General features: G+C 67.8%; 1 protein-coding gene. It reads right to left on the bottom strand.

Features of this window, described 5'->3' with window-relative positions; genetic code table 11:
* Positions 1–2,651, bottom strand: a 2,651-nt coding sequence (locus tag AUL36_RS05025; RefSeq protein ID WP_244497037.1) for an MGH1-like glycoside hydrolase domain-containing protein, incomplete at its 3' end; no start/stop codon positions are given.
* Positions 2,652–3,074 lie beyond the last annotated feature (423 nt).

Here is a 3,074-nt window from a genome sequence, read left to right on the forward strand (position 1 = left end):
CCGCGCACGGTGTGGCGGGGTTGGAGCAGGAGGGCGACGAGCGCGGTCCAGCCGGTCTGGTGCGACGCGCCGAGCCCCTGGCCCGTCTCGCCGTGGAAGAACTCGTTGAAGCTGATCCGGTCGTCGTCCGCCTCGTCTCGTGCGCGCTCGCCCGCCATGGCGGGCCGGGTGCCGGAGGCGTCCTTCAGGAACAGGGCGCAGAGGCGGCGGGAGATGTCGTCAGCGACATCCCGCAAGCCGGTCATCCGGCCCGAGCCGGTGGGGCATTCCACCGCGAAATCCTCGCCGTAGAAGCGCTCGAACTCCAGCAGCGCTTCCACCAGCATGAAGTTCAGCGGCATCCAGACCGGGCCGCGCCAGTTGGAATTGCCGCCGAAAATGCCGGCGTCCGACGTGCCCGGCTCGTAGCGCACCTCGTAGCGCTGGCCGGCCCAGTCGAACTCGAACGGGTCGGCATCATGGGCCTTGGAGAGCGAGCGCAGCCCATGCGGCGACAGGAACTCGCCCTCATTCAACATGCGCTTCAGAAGCGCCGTCATGCGCTGGCGGCGCAGGAGCGAGAGGAGCAGGCGAGCGTCCTGGCCGGTCTCGCCATAGCGCGAGACCTGCCCCGTCAGATCGGGTCGATGGTGCAGCATCCAGCGCAGGCGTTCGGCGAAGGCCGGGAAGAGTTCGGCGGTCCCGGCGTCCAGAACCTCCACCGCGCAAAGCGGAATGAGCCCGACCAGCGAGCGCACGCGCAGCACGGTCTCGCCGCCGTCGGGCAGAACCAGCGCGTCGTAGAAGAAGCCGTCCTCCTCGTCCCAGAGACCGCGACCGCCCTTCTCGGCCTCGCTGCCGCCGACATGCGTCATGGCCGAGGCGATGGCGAGGAAATGCTCGAAGAACTTGCTGGCGACATCCTCGTAGACCTTGTTTTCGCGCGCGAGCTCCAGCGCCATGCGCATGAGATTGAGCGCATACATGGCCATCCAGGCCGTGCCATCCGACTGCTCGATCTTCGCCCCGCCCGGCACCGGCGCGGAACGGTCGAACACGCCGATATTGTCGAGCCCGAGAAACCCGCCCTGGAAGAGGTTGCGGTCGGTCGCGTCCTTGCGGTTCACCCACCAGGTGAAGTTGATCATCAGCTTGTGAAAGACGCGCTCCAGGAAGTCGCGGTCGGCCCTGCCCGTCAGCGCTTCGTCCATGCGGTAGACGCGCAGCGCCGCGAAGGCCTGGATCGGTGGGTTCGCGTCACCGAACGACCATTCATAGGCCGGCAGCTGGCCGCTCGGATGCATGTACCATTCGCGCGTCAGAAGCAGGAGCTGGCTCTTGGCGAAGGCGGGGTCGATCATCGACACCGACATGGCATGGAAGGCGAGGTCCCAGGAGGCGTACCAGGGATATTCCCACTTGTCCGGCATCAGGATGATGTCGGCGTTGGAAAGATGCGTCCAGTCCGAATTGCGACCCGACAGGCGCTCGCGCGGCGGCGCGGGCGCGCCGGCGTCGCCGTCCAGCCAGCGTTTGACGTCGTAATGATAGACCTGCTTCGACCAGAGAAGACTGCCGAGCGCCTGGCGCTGCACGAGGCGCGCATCGGCGTCCGGCACGTCCTTCTGCAGGACGGCGTAGAAGGCGTCGGCTTCGCTGAGACGCTGGGCAAAGAGCGCGTCGAACGCCGTCTCGTCCATCTCGGGCGCGCCTTCCGGCGACCAGCGATAGCGCAAGGTCAGCGCCTCGCCGGGGCCGATGCGATGCTCCGACCAGAGTGCGCACTTGGTGCCGGCCTCGGGTAGGGCCGACGCGCCGCCGCCCAGCACATGCTCGCCGATTGCGTCCTTGAACGCGCCGTCCGGCCCCTCGCCATAAAGGCGACGATGGTTGGTCTCGTTTTCGCACAGGAGAACCCGCGCCGGCTGGAGGCTGGCGAAGCGGCGCGGCGCGAAGCCCGGATGCTCGGCCCGCACGCCCTGCCCTGCTTGCCGTTGTGCGACGCGCGGCTTCTCCACGCCGTCGCCCCAGCTCCAGATATTGCGGGCCATGAGCTGCGGCAGGACATGGAGCACGGCTTCTTCCGGCCCGCGATTGTGCACGGCGACGCGCATCAGGATATCGTCCGGCCCCGCCTTGGCATAGGCGATCTCGACATCGAAATAGCGCCGCTCGGCTAGAATGCCGGTATCGGCCAGCTCGTATTCCGGCGCGGGCGTGCCGCGCCGCCGCGCGTTCTCGGCCAGAAGCTCGGCATAGGGAAAGGCGCGCTGCGGGTAGCGATAGACCATCCGCTGGAAAGAGTGCGTCGGCGTGGCGTCGAGATACCACCAGACTTCCTTCACGTCCTCGCCATGGTTCCCTTCCGCATTGGTGAGGCCGAACATGCGTTCTTTCAGGATCGGGTCGGCCCCGTTCCAGAGCCCGAGCGAGAGGCACCAGTGCTGGTGCGCGTCGCAGAAACCGCCGATCCCGTCCTCGCCCCACCGATAGGCGCGCGAGCGGGCGTGGTCGTGCGGAAAGGAGGCCCAAGCATCGCCGTCGGCGCTGTAATCCTCGCGCACCGTGCCCCATTGCCGCTCGCTGAGATACGGTCCCCAGCGCCGCCAGCCGGCGCTTTCGGCCTCGCGCAGCCGCCGGCCCTCTTCGGTGTCGAAGATTTCGGCGCTCATGGGCGCTTGGCCCATGGGGCGTCAGACAGCCGGCGCGGCAGGGCGACAAGACGAGGCGAGATCACGAAAGGCTCCTGGGCAGCGTCGAACCGAGCGCCCGCCCTTACAGCCGATCTCTCGGCGCGTGCAAAGCGGACCATGCGACGATCTGTCTTCGCAGCGCCGAAGGGCAAGGTGAGACAGCCAAGTTCTTCGCGGCCATCCCCCTTTCGCGCGTCGAAGACGTCCGGCCTCGGACGACACGCCGGACTTTCGCGCCCTCCCGCAGAGCGAAGCCCTGTCTATGCGAGAGGAGGCATCGGCGCTGCCAAAAGAATGAGGCGAGCGGGGGGGCTGGCCCGGCGAAGGCTCCCGGCACGCTTCCGGTCCACGATGCGCAGCCGTTCGCACCATAGCGCTTCGCCCATGCGAAAGGGGCCCGCC

It is taken from the genome of Aureimonas sp. D3, assembly GCF_001463805.1.
GTDB lineage: Bacteria > Pseudomonadota > Alphaproteobacteria > Rhizobiales > Rhizobiaceae > Aureimonas > Aureimonas ureilytica_A.